The organism is Klebsiella sp. B345 (assembly GCF_051131735.1).
GTDB lineage: Bacteria > Pseudomonadota > Gammaproteobacteria > Enterobacterales > Enterobacteriaceae > Klebsiella.
In genome coordinates this window covers 745,695-761,565 of record NZ_CP180443.1, presented here as the reverse complement: position 1 = coordinate 761,565, position 15,871 = coordinate 745,695, and the positions used below count along the sequence as shown (strand labels likewise).

15 protein-coding genes are annotated in these 15,871 nt (G+C 56.8%); 5 read left to right on the top strand and 10 right to left on the bottom strand.

Features of this window, described 5'->3' with window-relative positions; all coding sequences use genetic code 11:
• Positions 1–17: 17 nt before the first annotated feature.
• Positions 18–890: a phytanoyl-CoA dioxygenase family protein gene (locus ACMYSO_RS03595; protein ID WP_434669353.1), complete on the bottom strand. Its 873-nt coding sequence runs from the start codon at positions 888–890 to the stop codon at positions 18–20.
• Positions 891–913: 23 nt separating this feature from the next.
• Positions 914–2,434 carry an amino acid ABC transporter permease/ATP-binding protein gene (locus ACMYSO_RS03590; RefSeq protein ID WP_434669351.1) on the bottom strand — a complete coding sequence of 507 codons (1,521 nt, stop codon included), beginning with the start codon at positions 2,432–2,434 and terminating at the stop codon, positions 914–916.
• A gap of 499 nt (positions 2,435–2,933) precedes the next feature.
• On the opposite strand from ACMYSO_RS03590, the gene ACMYSO_RS03585 reads away from it, so the two are divergent.
• From ACMYSO_RS03585 to ACMYSO_RS03565, 5 genes are all read left to right on the top strand, one after another.
• Positions 2,934–3,848 carry a LysR substrate-binding domain-containing protein gene (locus tag ACMYSO_RS03585; RefSeq protein WP_434669349.1) on the top strand — a complete coding sequence of 305 codons (915 nt, stop codon included), beginning with the start codon at positions 2,934–2,936 and terminating at the stop codon, positions 3,846–3,848.
• A 201-nt stretch (positions 3,849–4,049) separates the two neighbouring features.
• Positions 4,050–4,874 (top strand): phytanoyl-CoA dioxygenase family protein, encoded by an 825-nt coding sequence (locus ACMYSO_RS03580; protein WP_434669347.1) that lies wholly within the window; start codon positions 4,050–4,052, stop codon positions 4,872–4,874.
• Between the two features lie 393 nt (positions 4,875–5,267).
• Positions 5,268–6,356 (top strand): ABC transporter substrate-binding protein, encoded by a 1,089-nt coding sequence (locus tag ACMYSO_RS03575; protein ID WP_434669346.1) that lies wholly within the window; start codon positions 5,268–5,270, stop codon positions 6,354–6,356.
• 95 nt (positions 6,357–6,451) lie between these two features.
• Entirely contained in the window at positions 6,452–8,221 is a 1,770-nt protein-coding gene (locus tag ACMYSO_RS03570; protein WP_434584455.1) for an ABC transporter permease, read from the top strand.
• Positions 8,214–9,284 carry an ABC transporter ATP-binding protein gene (locus tag ACMYSO_RS03565; protein WP_434584456.1) on the top strand — a complete coding sequence of 357 codons (1,071 nt, stop codon included), beginning with the start codon at positions 8,214–8,216 and terminating at the stop codon, positions 9,282–9,284. Before ACMYSO_RS03570 ends, ACMYSO_RS03565 begins: the two co-directional genes overlap by 8 nt.
• Positions 9,285–9,372: 88 nt before the next feature.
• On the opposite strand, the gene cspF is transcribed toward ACMYSO_RS03565, so the two are convergent.
• From cspF to ACMYSO_RS03525, 8 genes are all read right to left on the bottom strand, one after another.
• Positions 9,373–9,585: a cold shock-like protein CspF gene (gene cspF / locus ACMYSO_RS03560; RefSeq protein WP_123754639.1), complete on the bottom strand. Its 213-nt coding sequence runs from the start codon at positions 9,583–9,585 to the stop codon at positions 9,373–9,375.
• A 197-nt stretch (positions 9,586–9,782) separates the two neighbouring features.
• Positions 9,783–9,953, bottom strand: coding sequence for a YnfU family zinc-binding protein (locus ACMYSO_RS03555; protein ID WP_434669344.1), 171 nt, complete (start codon positions 9,951–9,953; stop codon positions 9,783–9,785).
• A gap of 169 nt (positions 9,954–10,122) precedes the next feature.
• Positions 10,123–10,893, bottom strand: a complete 771-nt coding sequence (locus tag ACMYSO_RS03550; RefSeq protein ID WP_434670730.1) for a 3-hydroxybutyrate dehydrogenase — start codon at positions 10,891–10,893, stop codon at positions 10,123–10,125.
• 36 nt (positions 10,894–10,929) lie between these two features.
• Complete coding sequence (locus ACMYSO_RS03545) at positions 10,930–12,324, bottom strand: GntP family permease (protein ID WP_434584458.1); 1,395 nt, start codon at positions 12,322–12,324, stop codon at positions 10,930–10,932.
• A gap of 43 nt (positions 12,325–12,367) precedes the next feature.
• On the bottom strand, positions 12,368–13,291 hold the full coding sequence (locus ACMYSO_RS03540) for a 3-hydroxyacyl-CoA dehydrogenase family protein (protein ID WP_434669343.1): 924 nt from the start codon (positions 13,289–13,291) through the stop codon (positions 12,368–12,370).
• An 11-nt stretch (positions 13,292–13,302) separates the two neighbouring features.
• Entirely contained in the window at positions 13,303–14,484 is a 1,182-nt protein-coding gene (locus ACMYSO_RS03535) for an acetyl-CoA C-acetyltransferase (RefSeq protein ID WP_434669341.1), read from the bottom strand.
• A 9-nt stretch (positions 14,485–14,493) separates the two neighbouring features.
• Positions 14,494–15,150, bottom strand: coding sequence for a CoA transferase subunit B (locus ACMYSO_RS03530; RefSeq protein WP_434669339.1), 657 nt, complete (start codon positions 15,148–15,150; stop codon positions 14,494–14,496).
• 2 nt (positions 15,151–15,152) lie between these two features.
• Positions 15,153–15,860, bottom strand: a complete 708-nt coding sequence (locus ACMYSO_RS03525) for a CoA transferase subunit A (protein WP_434669338.1) — start codon at positions 15,858–15,860, stop codon at positions 15,153–15,155.
• Positions 15,861–15,871 lie beyond the last annotated feature (11 nt).

Below are 15,871 nucleotides of genomic sequence, written 5' to 3'. Positions count from 1 at the left end.
AACCTCCAGGGATGACATTACATGCTGGCGAGATCGTGGCCGGCCTGCTGAACGAAGAATGAGGCGCCGCGCGGTTTCTGCGGCAGACGAAGCTGATTTGCGGCGCTACGTACCATGCCGCTTTCCTCACCGGCGACCAGTTGCCCGGCGTGGGTGCTTGGCAGCGGGTTGTCGCCGAACGGCAGAGCGTCTTCGGCGGCATAGACGCTGATAAACAGGGTGCGCGGCAGATCGGTTTCATTAGGGCTTGAGGCGTGAAGCAGGCGGGTATGCATAAAGCAGACCGAGCCAGACGGGCCAAAGCAGGCCTGCGGCTGCTGGCAGTGCTCGGCCACCACCTCATCGTCCACCGAACCGGTAAATCTTCCCGCCTGCCAGTGGGACCACAGCGGCCCTTTATGACTGCCCGGTACGACGTTGAGCGGGCCATTTTCCGGCGTGACTTCGCTGACCATCAGCAGGGCGGTGATGATGTCGTCGTTGCTGTGCGGCGTGAACAAAAAATCCTGATGCCATTTCACCTGGGTGGCGGTAAACGGCAGCTTCGAGTTGATTTTACTGTGATGAAAACGGGTGCCGCTGCCGCCGATCAACTGGGCGGCAATGGTTGCCATACGTGACTGCAGAGCCGCATGTTCAAAGGCGGCGGAAATCTCGGTTGGTGAACTTACCCGGCGCAGCGAAGGGTGGTCGGCGCGATGATCTCCTTCGAGGTCGAAGCGCGGGCGGCCATCCAGGGTTTCGCCCCAGACCTCGGTATGCTGGCGGCTTTCTTCGACCCAGCCGTCAAATTCCTGCTGTAATGTGCTGACCTCGTCGGGCGAGAGCACCGCCTCGACCACCAGAAAGCCTTGCTGATGAAACTGTTCGATTTGCCACTGCGCGATCATAATTTTTCCTTCACAACGGAGAGTTAAGCCAGGGAGACATCTTTGAGGAACGCATCCACGCGCGGGTGGTTGCCGTCGCGCATCGCCTGCGGCGTGTCATCGCAAACCACGCGTCCTTTTTCCATAAACACAATCCGGTCAGAGACTTTGAAGGCGAAGTTCATCTCATGGGTCACGATCACCATGGTGATACCTTCATGAGCCAGCGATTCGATAACCTGGAGCACCTCATTGACCTTTTCCGGATCCAGCGCCGAAGTGGGTTCATCGAACAGCATGATTTGCGGGCGCATCATCAGGGCGCGGGCAATGGCTACGCGCTGCTGCTGGCCGCCGGAGAGCTGGTGCGGATACTTCCACGCGTGATCCAGCATGCCGACCTTATGCAGCAGTTCGCAGGCGTGCTGCTTGAGCTCTGCCTCGGAGGCCAGTCGGTGGTAGCGCGGGGCCAGCAGCAGGTTGCCGAGCACCGTCAGGTGCGGGAACAGATTAAAGCTCTGGAACACCATGCCGATGTTGAGACGATACTGGGCATTTTCCATAAAGCGCGGCTTCTGCACCCCCTGACGTTCGAGGTGAATAAATGGCTGGCCGTTAATCTGAATCTCGCCGTTGTCGATTTGCTCAAGGCCGTTGAGCAGGCGGATCAGGGTGGTTTTCCCGGAACCGGAAGGGCCGATCACCGAGACCACTTCGCCAGGCTGGACCTGCAGGCTGACGGCGCCGAGGACTTCAACATTGTTGTAGGCTTTGTGCAGTTTTGAGGCCTGCAGCGCCGGATGGGCGTTATCGACGGTGCTGCGGGTCATCACCGGACGGGTCTGGGTGGCCAATTGTTGCATCTCGCTGTCGACCGGGCGCGTGACCTTGCGGCGGGTAACGTCGAGGTAGCTTTCCAGGCGTTTGAGTAAGAAGTCAAAGACGGTGACGATCAGTACGTAGTAGAACGCCACGGCTGCCATGGTTTCCATAACCAGGAAGTTTTGCGAATAGAGGCGCTGACCGACCATCAAAATTTCGGTCAGGGAGATAACCGAAACCAGCGAGCTGAGCTTGACGACGGCAATGTATTCGTTCGCCAGCGCCGGCAGGGCGACGCGCAGCGCCTGGGGAATAATCACCCGCCACTGGGTACCGGCATAGCGTAACCCCAGCGCCCGGGCGGCTTCGCCCTGGCCTTTGGGTATCGACAACAGCCCGCCGCGGTGGATCTCGGCGACATAGGCGGCTTCACTCAGCACCATCGCCAACAAGCCGGCCCAGAACGGGTCGTTGAGCACGATTGCCGTTGACGGCACCGCCTGGGGCAGGTTGTAGACGAAGATCAGCAGGACCAGCAGCGGCAGGCTGCGAAACAGCCAGATGTAGAGCCGGGCGGGGACATTAAACAGTTTGCGCGACGACTGCTTGCCCAGGGCGAGCACAAAGCCCAGCACAATACTGCAACCCCAGGTCAGCAGACTTAATTTAATGACGGTCCAGGTGGCCTGCCAAAAATCTGCATCATTAAGCAGACTGAACATGTAGTTCCAGTTAAACGTCATGGGCTATTTCACTCGCCATAATTAATGGAGATAAGTGGGATACCGCTGATCAAAAATGGGGCATCGCCAGGTTTTATCGTGCAATAACACTATGCTGGCAGTCTTTGCTGTGAGGCAATTAGTAAATTTTTGGTCTTTAAGTTTAAAAAAACTATATAGGCAAATTAATATCAATAAATTTAAAGCAATGAGTGTGAAACAAGAACTAAACATTAAAAAAACAATTGCAAATAGCCGTCAACGCAAATGGTGGGAAAAATGTTTTTTGCCCGATTGCAGGGCAGAATAATGATTAATTTGGTGCGCAGTGATTCAAGTTGGTGCAATGGAATATATTTTGTGGCAACTGACGGCATTTCTATCCGCTGTGGGTAGAAATAGCCAACAGCGCAGGCGGGAGATTAAACGCGGAACCGTGATGTGGCATGATGCTTGCTACTTGCTTATTAAGAAACTATGCCATTCCCATGCGGGACAATATTTCATAAAGGGTGGGGCTATGACGCGATTCACGCTCAAACAACTTAAATATTTTGTTACCGTTGTAGAGACCGAAAGCATCGCTGAAGCGTCACGGCAGCTGCATATTGCCCAGCCGTCGATCTCAATTGCGATTAAAAACCTTGAAAGCACCTTTGAGCAGCAGTTGTTTATTCGCCACCATGCGCAAGGGGTCTCTTTAACCTCCTGCGGGCGACGCTTTTATGAGAAGGCGAAAGAGCTGCTGCGGCTTTCATACGAGTTCGAGCAGAACTCCCGCGCCGATAAGGAGCTGGTTTCCGGAACCATTTCCGTGGGTTGTTTTGAATCCGTCGCGCCGTTGTATATGCCGAAACTGGTGGCCGGATTTAAAAAAATGTATCCCGATATCACCTTGCAGCTGTATGACGGTGAGCAGCATGAGTTAATGCATGGCCTGCATCGCGGGCGTTTTGACCTGGCGCTGGTCTACGATCTGGAGCTGGGACATTCGGTCAATAAGGAGATGCTCAACGCGCCGCATAAACCGTATGCACTGCTGCCGGCCAGCCATCCGCTGGCGCAGAAAAGTAGCGTCACCCTGCAGGAGCTCAGCCATGAGCCGATGATTTTGCTGGACGCGGTGCCGAGTAAAAACTATTTCATCACTATCTTTAAAGAGAAGGGCTATCATCCGGAAGTGGCGTACAGTTCGCCGTCAATAGAAATGGTGCGCTGTATGGTGGGCCAGGGATTAGGCTTTTCGGTATTAGTCACCCGGCCGCTATGCGATATGACCTATGACGGAGAGCGGCTGGTGCAGCTGGATATTGAAGATGAGATGCCAGCGTCGACATTAATTATGGCGCACCTTGCGAATAACGAACCGACCCGACCTACACAATTGTTTATGGATTATTGCCGCAGTATCGAATTAACGCCGGCCTGTCTGTAAATAAAGTCTCTGCGGCTACCGTCGGGCGGCCAGCAATTGTCACATCGGTCAGGCTCACAAATTTCTATTTAGCGACTCGTTTTATAATAATTTACCCGCAGCCGTTGATTAAATAACCTGAAAACAACCCCTGGCAGCGGAATACCCGGTGCGCCAGGCCGGTTCGTGTTCGCATCATTTATCAACAGAGGGTGGTTAGCTATGCAAAATCAGCGTGCTCCGCACATCAGTCCGCAGACCGTCGACAGCTATCAGCGTGACGGGGTGGTGTTGCTGAAAGGCGTATTTACGCCGTGGATTGAGAGCCTGGCCAGTGGCGTGGCGGAACTGATGGCCAATCCCAGCGAATATGGCCACGCGCGGACGGTGGTGCCGAAAGATGGCTCGGCACCGTTTTTCCAGGATTATTGTAACTGGGCGCGGATCCCCGACTTTGAACACTTTGTCCGCCAGTCGCCGGCGGCCGAAATTGCCGCCGCGCTCATGCAGTCGAAAACCGCCAAATTCTTCCATGAACATACGCTGGTGAAGCAGCCAGGCGGCAGCACCATTACGCCGTGGCATCACGATCAGCCCTATTACTGTGTGGAAGGGCAGCAGAACGTCAGCTTCTGGATCCCGCTCGACCCGGTAGCCGCGGAGATTTCGCTACGCTGCATTCGCGGCTCCCACCGTTGGGGAGATGAATTCAGCCCGACGCGCTTTAACGGTTCTAAGCTGTATAGCCACGGCCGGTTCAAAGAGCTGCCGGATATCGATGCGCATCAGGAGGACTACGATATTGTCAGTTGGGCGCTGGAGCCGGGAGATGCGGTGGCCTTCCATTACCGCACGGTGCACGGTGCCAGCGGCAATCATACCCAGCGCGCGCGCCGGGTGTTCTCCGCTCGTTGGGTCGGCGATGACGCTACCTTTGTCGATCGTGGCGGAGTGACCTCACCGCCGTTCCCGGAACTGACGTTGCAGGATGGCGAGGCGCTGGTCTCACCGCTGTTTCCGCAGGTCTGGCCGCGCGTTGTGGCGTGACATGAATGACGGGTCCGAAACGCCGTCGGGCCCTGTTTTACCGCGATAATGCTATTTAACCGCCGCTATAGATTTTGTTTACAACAGTATTTCTGGTCTACGGGGGATCCCGTGGTTCATTATTTTCTGATTGCAGTTTTCCTATCCGTTGTTATTCAGTGCACTGTCCATTCCGCCATTTCATCTGCACAAAACCTAATTGCTTAAGGTTGTCTTAATATTTGACAAGCGCCAGCAAGTGTTCGCCAATCGTCGTCCAATGTGCTTGTCCGTTCATTTAATTACGCCAACGTCACAAAAGCCGGAAAAAAACAAACCCGCTCGTTGCAACAGGTGGATGACCCACTATATGTTAAATTTGTGTTTAATAAATGATAATTAAAGGTTGGATTTATGCATAGGAAAATTGGCGGTTTAGTGGTTTCACTGACAGCAGTCTTCTCCTGTTCTGTGCTGGCTGCATTACCTCAGGGTTACCCGGCAGATTATCAAAAAGTGGTCGACGCCGGGATAAAAGAGGGAAAAGTTGTGGTCTATTCGACCACGGATACCAAAGCCGCAGGGCCATTAATTAAAGGGTTCGAAGCGCAGTATCCTGGGATTAAAGTTGAATATAACGATATGAACAGTACCGAGCTCTATAACCGCTACATCAGCGAACAAGCGGCCGGTGGCGGCAGCGGTGATGTGGTCTGGAGTTCATCGATGGATACGGCGCTAAAACTGGCAACTGACTATGCCGAGCAGTATGCCTCTCCTGAAGTGGGCAAGTTACCAAAATGGGCGGTGTGGCAGCAAAAAGCTTACGGGACCACCTACGAGCCAGTGGTCTTTATCTATAACAAGCGGCTGATCCCACAAAATGAAGTCCCGGATTCACATACTGCGCTGGCGAAACTGGTCGCCGCTCAGGCCGATAAATTCAAAGGCAAAGTGACCACTTACGATATCGAAAAGTCCGGGCTGGGATTTATGCTGGCGGTGCAGGACAGCAAAGCTGACGCGAATTATTTCGGCGATCTGGCCGGGATGGCGAAGGGTGGCCTGACCGTGCAGTCCTCCACCGGCACGATGATGGAAAGGGTTTCTTCGGGTGAAAACCTGCTGGGGTACAACATTCTCGGTTCTTATGCGGAAGCACGCGCCAAAACGGACCCGTCATTAGGGATTTCGTATCCGAAAGATTATGTGCTGGTGCTATCGCGGGTCTCATTCATTACCCAGGAATCAGCGCATCCTAATGCGGCAAAATTGTGGTTTGATTACGTGTTATCGGAAAAAGGACAAAACATTCTGGCGAATCAGGCCGACATCCCTTCGATTCGCAATGATATTGAAGGAAATAATGATATCGACGGGATGACTAAGATGCTGGGCAATGCGCTGAAGCCGATTCCGGTCGATGAATCATTGCTGGAATATCTGGAACCGAAAAACCGGTTGGCATTTATCAAACAATGGCGTAGCGCTGCCGCAAAATAATGTCCTGTCAGGCTGTATGATTTGCCATACAGCCTTTTTCGTGCCTGCGCTTTGCCCGTCTGGTTATACAGTGCACCGGCTCAAAGGGATGGTCTATGAATGTATTACGCAGAAAGATGCAGGGACTGCCGCGCGGCATCGTGGTCCTTATCACCGCATTAGTTATTTATATCCCGCTGCTATTTATCGTGGTGCAAAGTTTTCTGTCGGCACCTTTTTTTGCACGCTCGAAAGAAATCAGTCTGGAAGCCTTCGCGTTTATTTTTAGCGATCCCGATTTTTATCTCGCGCTCAAGTCCGGTTTTATTCTGGCGTTTGGTCTGGTGGCGATCGCGATTCCGTTAGGGGGGATCCTCGCGTTTTTGATGGTGCGTACCGACTTACCCGGACGGCGGTTTATTGAACCGCTGATCCTGGTTCCTGTTTTTGTCTCGCCGATGGTGCTGGCCTTTGGTTATGTGGTGGCGGCAGGGCCGGTGGGGTTTCTCTCGCAATGGGCCGGGCAGTTACTGGGCTTCGTGCCGTGGAATATCTATTCGATGTTCAGCATCGTGGTGATTGCCGGACTGACCCACGTCCCTCATGCTTATCTGTATATTTCTTCCGCATTACGGAGCGTCGGCTCGGATGTTGAGGAGGCGGCGCGCACCGTGGGGGCATCGCCGCTGCAGATCATGACCTCGGTCAGCCTGCCAATGGTGCGTCCGTCGATTCTGTATGCCTGCGTGCTGTTGTTTTTCCTCGGCCTCGAAGTGTTCGGCCTGATGCTGGTGTTGGGCGATCCTGAAGGCAATATGGTATTGGCTACCTACCTCTATAAGCTGACCAATAAACTCGGCACGCCGTCCTATCACCTGATGGCGGCGGTGGCGGTGGTACTTATCTGCATCACTATTCCGCTGGTGATGTTGCAGCGGCGCCTGATGCGCACCGCCAATCGCTTCGTGACGATGAAAGGCAAAGCCTCGCAGGCGCGGGCGCTGCCGTTGGGCAAATGGCGTTGGGTTGCCGGCGCGGTGGTGGTTTTCTGGCTGACGGTGACGATTGGCGTGCCGCTGCTGGGAGTGGCGCTGCGGGCGTTTATTTCCAATTGGGGCGTTGGTGTGTCGATTTGGGACCAGCTCTCGCTGACCACCTTCCATAACATCTGGCAGCAGCCGAATCTGCTGCGGGCCATTGTCAACTCAATGGCGATCGGGGTTTTTGGCGGCGCGCTGGCGGTGGTGTGCTATCTGTTTATCGGTATTGCGATGCACCGCAAAGCGGACAACGTGACGCGCTTTCTCGACTACAGCGTGTTGGTACCACGGGCGGTACCGGGTCTGCTGGCCGGGCTGGCGTTTTTGTGGGTGTTCTTGTTCCTGCCGATGTGGCTGGATCAGTCGCTTAAGAATGGCTGGCTGTCGGCGCTGCCGGTGGCCGACTGGCTACGCGAACATCTGATTGTCCAGCTTCGGGCTTTGCGTAATACCATTTTCAGCGTCTGGCTGGCCTACACCGTGGTGTGGATGGCCTATGGCCTGCGCCTGATCTCTTCCACCCTGTTACAGGTCGCACCGGAGCTTGAAGAGGCCGCCCGCAGTACCGGCGCGTCGCGTGGCCAGGTAACCCGCCACGTCACGGTGCCGCTGTCACGCTACGGCTTGATTGGCTCCTGGTTGCTGATGTTCCTGATTTTTGAGCGCGAGTATTCCACCGGCGTCTATCTGCTTTCTCCGGGCACGGAGACTATCGGTTCGATGCTGGTGTCGCTCTGGGCGGCCGGGGCTATCGATATTGTCGCTGCCCTCTCATTTATCAATATTCTGCTGGTGGTGGTTGGACTGGGGATCGCCCTGCGTTTTGGAGTGAAATTACATGATTGAATTATCGGTAGAAAACCTGCATCTGACCTATGGCGATAACCCGGTGTTGAAAGGGGTGTCGATGGAGCTGAAACGCGGAGAAGTGGTGTCGCTGCTGGGGCCATCCGGCAGTGGGAAAACCACCTTGCTGCGCGCCGTCGCCGGGCTGGAGAAACCCACCGGCGGGCGCATTACCATCGGCAAACATCAGGTCTATGACGGGAATCCGCGCAGCGAAATCCCGGCAGAGGAGCGCAATCTTGGGCTAGTGTTTCAGTCCTACGCCTTGTGGCCGCACAAGACGGTGTTTGAAAATGTCGCCTACCCGTTGCGGTTGCGTAAGGTGGCTTCTGGTGAAATCAAGCAGCGGGTACAGGCGGTGCTCGATCAGTTAGGGCTGGGGCACCTTGGCGCCCGACATCCTCATCAGCTATCAGGTGGCCAGCAGCAGCGTGTCGCCATTGGCCGGGCGCTGGTCTACAACCCACCGGTGATACTGCTTGATGAACCGCTGTCAAACCTTGATGCCAAATTGCGCGAAGAGGCGCGGGTGTTTTTGCGCGAGCTGATTATCACGTTGGGGTTATCGGCGCTGATGGTCACCCACGATCAGAATGAAGCGATGGCGATTTCTGACCGGATCCTGCTGCTCAATAATGGCGTGATTGAACAACAGGGGACGCCGCAGGAGATGTACAGCACGCCGGCCACGCTGTTCGCCGCCGAGTTTATGGGCAGCAACAACCGCCTGCACGGCAAGATTACCGCGGTGGTTGATGGGCGAGCGCGGATCGAGGGTGCGAGCTGGGCGTTATGGGGGATGGCGGGCGATCGGGTCAGCGTCGGACAGGAGGCGACGGCCGTGATCCGCGTGGAGCGTCTGCAGCTGGGCTCCACGCCGCAGGACAATATGCTGGAACTGCCGCTCTTGACCAGCATGTATCTGGGTGACCGCTGGGAATATCTGTTCCGCACCCACGGGGACGACCTGGCGATTCGTGCCTACGGAAACGTGCTTCGCGATGCGCACCATTGCCACCTGTCTTTCCCGGCCCATGATCTGTGGATTTTCCCAAAATCGTAAGGCTATCGCGGTTTCTCGGGCGGCGGCAATCGTTGATGCTGTCGCCCGGGCGTTAACCGCAGTGAGCGAGGGGAATGCAGGGGGCAGATTATGAAAGATAGACGTTGGCTGCCGTTGGGCCGCGCAAGCCGTTCACTCGACGAAATTCAACGCGAATACCTGGAGTAATTATTTCTGATTCGCCTGGGGATAATGCTGAAATATGGACCTGAACGTCTTTACGACCATCGGAGGGAATTATAAGGCCTTTGCCGGTTTTATTATCAAACGCTTTGACAATGCCTGTCATTTTTTGGAACAAATAAAATCCTTGTGAAAATAAATACCGGCATATTATACATTAAGAAAACGATAAAGCCATCTGTTTTATTTTTTCAGCGACACAGGCTAGTATTTGCCAACAAAAGTAACAACCGATTGCACCAGGTATTCAAGGTGATCAGATAACTCTAATCAAAATTGGATTTCGTGGAACAATCAGCGTCTGGTATCTGGCGATTACGCAGCGGTTTTCGCTGTTGACTGGAAGAGTTTGTGGCAGTAAGGACAGATGAGCTGAGAGCCTTTTTGTACGCGGCTGAAGCTGTGTTCGGAATCCTGTGAGCAATGTGGACAGGTGCATTTTACAAGGTAATTACGGCGGGTTTTGTTATCTTTTCGATCTGACATATGATTTCCTTCCTGATTTAATGGCCTGAAACCATACAGCATTATCAATTAAATAGCTCGGAATGATTGCGTACCGGCAAAAATAAGCCATCGCGGGGTCTGTGAGGATCGCCTCAGGGGTATCACTCAGAAGGCGCCAGACCGACCCCTCCTGAGCGACCTCGTTTAGTTATTGCGCGACCCAGCCCCCGTCCATGTTCCACGCCGCACCGCGTACCTGAGCGGCGCCGTCGCTGCAGAGAAACAGTGCCAGTTCTCCCAACTGTTCCGGGGTGACAAACTCGCCGGACGGTTGTTTTTCCGCCAGCAGCTGTTCACGGGCCTGCTGTGGTTCCGAACCGTCATTGATGCGCTTGTCTATCTGCTGCTGCACCAGCGGGGTTAACACCCAACCGGGGCAAATTGCATTACAGGTCACGCCGGTTCTGGCGGTTTCCAGCGCCAGGGTTTTGGTCAGTCCCACAACGCCGTGCTTGGCGGCGACGTAGGCCGACTTCTCCTTCGAGGCCACCAGCCCGTGCACCGAGGCAATATTAATAATGCGCCCCCAGTTACGCGCCCGCATGCCGGGCAGGGCCAGGCGGCTGGTGTGGAAGACGCTGGAGAGATTTATCGCGATAATATCGTTCCACTTCTCGACGGCGAAACTCTCCACCGGCGAGACGTGCTGGATCCCGGCGTTATTGACCACAATATCGACGCCGCCAAACTCCGTATTGGCGTAGGCCATCATGGCTTCAATCTGCTGTACATCACGTAGGTCGGCATCGTGGTAGCCCGGCGCTTTGCCGACCAGCGCCACCGCCGCTCGCGCGGCAGCACTGTCGCCAAAGCCGTTGAGGATCAGCTGCGCGCCGGCTTTCGCCAGCACGGTGGCAATCCCTAAGCCGATGCCGCTGGTTGAGCCGGTGACTAACGCTACCTTTCCGTTCAGATTCATCATATTTTCCTTAGTGATTCGGTTAAACCGTGCCCGTCAGACAATACCGGTTAAATAGAAGACGGCGATAACAAACAGTACCGCCATACTTTTAATCAGGGTGATAGCAAAAATACCGCCGTAGGCCTGACGATGGCTGAGGCCGGTGATCGCCAGCAGGGTGATCACCGCGCCGTTATGCGGCAGCGTGTCCATCCCGCCGCTGGCCATCGAGGCTACGCGGTGCAGTACTTCCAGCGGAATATTAGCGGCGTGGGCCGCGGCGATAAAGGTCTCTGACATCGCCGCCAGCGCGATGCTCATCCCACCGGAGGCGGAACCGGTGATCCCCGCCAGCACCGTTACGCTGATCGCCTCATTGAGCAGCGGGTTGGGAATGGCGGTGAGGGCTTTGGATAACACCAGGAAACCCGGCAGGGCGGCGATAACTGCGCCAAAACCATATTCTGATGCGGTGTTCATCGCCGCGAGGATCGCCCCGCTGACGGCGGTACGGCTGCCTTCCGCCAGACGACCGCGTATATTACGAAAACCGAACACCAGTACCATCAGGATGCCTGAAATCAGCGCCGCTTCCACGGCCCAGATCGCCGTGATTTTACCTACTTCCGTCACGATAGGCTTCGCCAGTCCCGGGAGGACCAGTTCGTGGCTGGTGCCGTACCATTGTGGGATCCAGCGGGTAAACAGCAGGTTCAGCACCCCCACCAGCAGCAGAGGGGCAATGGCAATTAGCGGATGTGGCAGGTTGATGTTATCCGGCGTATCTGGCTCATTTTGCAGATCCGTGCCGTAACCTTCGCCCTTAGCCTGCGCTTTGCGACGCTGACGCTCCAGCCACAGCAGGCCAAAGGTGATGATAAACAGCGAACCGATAAGCCCGAGCCAGGGGGCGGCCCAGGCGTTGGTACCAAAGAAACTGGTGGGGATAATGTTCTGGATCTGCGGTGTACCGGGCAGGGCATCCATGGTGAAGGAGAAGGCGCCCAGCGCCACGGTGGCCGGAATCAGCCGTTTGGGAATACCGCTCTGGCGGAACAGTTCGGCGGCAAACGGATACACCGCAAAGGCCACCACAAACAGCGAAACGCCGCCGTAGGTCAGCAGGGCGCACACCAGCACGATCACCGGAATGGCGTGACGGCGTCCGAGGATCTGAATCGCTGCGGCAACGATGGATCGCGAGAATCCCGACAGCTCGATCAGCTTGCCGAACACCGCTCCCAGCAGGAATACCGGGAAGTAGAGTTTGACGAAGCCAACCATTTTTTCCATAAACAGGCCGGTAAAGGTCGGCCCAACCGCGCCTGGGTCAGTGAGCAGTACGGCGCCGAGGGCGGCGATAGGGGCAAACAGGATAACGCTGTATCCGCGATAGGCTGCCAGCATCAGTAATGCCAGCGCGGCCAGGGCAATTAAAACACTCATCACGACACCTCACTCTCATTGTTATTGTTGGGTACAGTTCGCGAAGTTACGGTTTCAGGGCATAGCGCAGCAGGTGTTCCCGGCGCGACTGAATACGGGCCGTCCGGGCGTTATCCCAATGGTAAAAACCTTGCCCGCTGCGGGCGCCGGTATCGCCCCGGGCGACCTTTTCCGCCACCAGATCCATCATCTGCGTCCCGCTCGCCAGCTCCGGCAACAGGTGCTGACAAATATCCTGAACCGTCGCCAGACCGGTCATGTCCGCTGCTTCCAACGGCCCGACCATCGCGTAACGGCGGCCGAGAGAGGCCCGCATAACCCGGTCAACCACCTCCGGCGAGGCAATGCCGCTGTGAACGATATGCAGCGCTTCACGCAGCAGGGCGAACTGCAGACGGTTGCCGACAAATCCTGGGGCCGCACGGTTCAGTACTACGGCTTCCAGGCCAGTGCTGGTGAAAAAGTCGCTGATCAGGGTCGGCAGCTCCGTCCGGGTAGCGCTCCCTGGCACCACTTCCACAAGCGGAATAAAGTGCGGCGGATGCCAGAAGTGGGCGATCAGCAGCCGCTCCGGATGCGTCATGCCCTCGGCGAGACGGTCAGGTGGCAGGCCGCTGGTGTTGCTGGCGATGATGGCATCTGCGGCGATAAGCGATTCCAGCTGCGCGTACAAGGCATGCTTGAGCGGCAGACGTTCGGGGATCGCCTCGATCAACAGCGTGCACTCCGCCAGCTCGCTGAGCTGGCTGGTACCGACCAGGCACGCCAGCACGGCGGGTTGCGCGGCGATGTCGAACTGTCCGCTGTCGTGTAGCTCGTGCAGAATAGCTGCGGCAACGGCGGGGACTTCGGCAAGACGAGCCGGGTCGGTGTCGTAAAGCCGTACCCGATGGCCGTGGCGAGCAAAGTGGCAGGCGATGCCGATCCCCATGAGACCTGCACCCAGTACCGCCAGCGTTGGTTTATACATAGTGACTCCTGTTAGCGTGCAATCGTCATGGCGATACCCTGACCGCCGCCGACGCACAGTGTGGCAAGCCCTTTACTGGCACGCCGACGCTGCATTTCATGCAGCAGGGTGACAAGGATCCGGCAGCCGGAGGCGCCGATAGGATGGCCCAGCGCAATGGCGCCGCCGTTGACATTGACCTTGCTGCTTTCCCAGCCGAGGGACTGGCCCACCGCCAGCGCCTGAACGGCAAAGGCTTCATTGGCCTCAATCAACTCCACCTCATCCAGTTGCCAGCCGGCTCGTGCCAGCGCCATCTCGCAGGCGCTGACCGGTCCGATGCCCATCACCGCCGGGTCGACTCCGGCCACGGCGGTGCTGACGATACGGCCCAGCACCGGCAGCCCGAGCTCGCGGGCCTTATCGGCGCTCATCAGGAGCACCGCCGCCGCACCATCGTTTAATGACGATGCGTTACCGGCGGTGACGGAGCCGGTGTTCTGGCGGAATGCCGGGCGGAGCTGGGCCAGTTGTGCCTGCGTGGTGTCCGGGCGTGGCTGCTCATCGCGGGTAATGGTCTGCGGCGGCTGTTTGCCTTGCTTGACGGTCACGGGAACGATCTCGTCATCAAAGCGGCCCGCTTCCGTTGCCGCTGCCGCTTTCTGCTGGGAATGTACGGCAAAGGCATCCTGCTGCTGGCGGTCGATGGAATAGCGGTCGGCCAGATTCTCCGCCGTCATCCCCATGTGGTAGTCGTTGAAGGCATCCCACAGGCCATCCTGAATCATGCTGTCCTGCATGCTGCTATGACCCACCCGTAGCCCGGCACGGGCGCCATCGATCAGGTACGGGGCGTTGCTCATGCTCTCCTGACCACCGGCGATCACCACCTGCGCGTCGCCGCTGCGGATCGCCTGCGCCGCCTGCTGCACGGCCTTCAGGCCGGAGCCGCATACCAGATTGACCGTGACCGCCGGACAACTGACCGGCAGACCGGCGCGTAATGCCGTTTGACGCGCCGGGTTTTGCCCGCAGCCAGCGGTCAGGACCTGGCCGAAAATCAGTTCATCGACTTCTCCGGCCGGTAATGCGCAGCGGGCCAGCAGGCTACGGACTACCTCGGCGCCTAGTTCAACGGCGGAAAGGGTTGAGAAGACACCGCGAAAACTGCCTATGGGCGTGCGGACGGCGCCAACAATTACGACTTCATTCATTGTGCTTCCTCAGTTAAAACGCATTTCGCAGACGTCGTCCGGCACGACCAACCGTCCGGCAGTTTTGCTGACAATCTCATCGAGAGAAACGCCAGGGGCGTATTCGCGCAGCACGAAAGCGCCGTCGCGTATCTCCAGCAGGGCGAGGTCGGTCAGCACCCGTCGGATGCAGCCGACGCCGGTCAGCGGCAGGGTGCACTGCGCCAGCAGTTTCGATTCGCCATTTTTCGAGGCGTGGGTCATCACCACGATGATGTTCTGTGCGCCGGCCACCAGATCCATCGCACCGCCCATACCTTTCACCATTTTCCCGGGGATCATCCATGAGGCGATATTGCCCGCCACGTCGACTTCGAAGGCGCCGAGGACGGTCAGGTCAACATGTCCGCCACGGATCATGGCGAAGGACTGCGCAGAATCGAAAATTGCCGCGCCGGTTCGGGCGGTCACCGTCTGTTTCCCAGCGTTGATCATGTCCGCGTCGAGCTGCGCTTCATCCGGAAAACCGCCCATGCCGAGCAGACCGTTTTCGGATTGCAGCATCACGTCAATGCCCGCTGGAATATAGTTGGCCACCAGCGTCGGGATGCCGATGCCGAGGTTGACGTAGTCGCCATCGTGTAGCTCTCTGGCGACGCGCATGGCCATTTGTTCACGAGTCAGCATGATTAGTGGCTCCCTGTGCACAGCGTGCGCTGCTCAATACGCTTTTCGAACTGGCCGACAATCAGCCGGTCGACATAGATGCCGGGGGTGTGTATCGCGGAAGGTGGGAGTTCACCAGGAGGAACGATCTCTTCAACCTCGACCACCGTAATCCGACCGGCGGCGGCCATCAGTGGGTTAAAGTTTTGTGCCGTATGGCGATAGATAACGTTGCCGTACCAGTCGGCTTTCCAGCCTTTGACCAGAGCGAAATCCCCGGTAATCGCCTCTTCAAGGATGTAGTGTTTGCCGGCAAACTCACGGACTTCTTTGCCTTCAGCGACCGGCGTACCGTAGCCGGTGGCGGTATAAAACCCGGGGATCCCCGCGCCGCCGGCGCGGATTTTCTCTGCCAGCGTACCTTGTGGCGTAAGCTCCACCTGCAGTTCGCCGCTGAGCGCCAGTTGCTCAAACAGGGCGTTTTCGCCAACGTAGGAGGCGACAACTTTGCGTACCTGGCGGCTCTCCAGCAGGATGCCGAGGCCAAAACCGTCGACGCCGCAGTTGTTGGATACCACCGTCAGCCCCTGCACGTTTCGACGCTTCACTTCGCTAATCAAATTTTCCGGGATACCGCACAGGCCAAAACCGCCGGCTAGTACCGTCATTCCATCCGTTAGCCCTTCCAGCGCCGCTGCGTAGCTGGCGACGCGCTTATCCAGTCCTGCCATGATTCACCTCT